Source organism: Mycobacterium sp. MUNTM1 (assembly GCF_054660795.1).
Map to the genome: position 1 here is coordinate 1 of NZ_BAAGDE010000156.1, position 495 is coordinate 495.

At 61.2% G+C, this 495-nt stretch carries 1 protein-coding gene; it reads right to left on the bottom strand.

Going from position 1 to position 495, the window contains the following annotated elements; translation table 11 throughout:
* On the bottom strand, nucleotides 1–495 hold a 495-nt coding region (locus ACYQ8K_RS30205), incomplete at both ends, for a DnaB-like helicase C-terminal domain-containing protein (RefSeq protein ID WP_459975055.1).

Below are 495 nucleotides of genomic sequence, written 5' to 3' on the forward strand. Positions count from 1 at the left end.
CCGGCGGGCTTTGGCGCGGATCTCCATCATGGTCAGGTTGGGTGAATCATCGATATACAGTGGAGCGTCGGTGATTTCGCCCATGCGGCGCGCCATTTTGGTCCAATCGTCATCACTGAGACGTCCAGAGCGCATGTCGGCCAACTTGATCCGCGCTTCTGCCGACAGCAGCCGCATCACGATCTCTGACTTGCTCATCTCAAGGCTGAAGATGACGCTGGCCCTGTTGTGGTGGATGGAGCAGGATCGCATGAAATCCATTGCCAGAGTGGATTTGCCTTGGCCGGGCCTGCCGGCCACGATGACCATCTGTCCACCGTGCAGACCGGTGGTGAGGTCGTCGAGCTCGGCGAATCCGGTGGGAACACCGCGGGTCAGTCCGCCGCGGGACTGGATGGCGTCGATCTCGTCCATGGTGTCTTGGATGAGATCGCCCAGCGGCGCATAGTCCTGGGAGGCGCGGTCTTCGGTGACGTCATAGACCTCGGCTTGGGC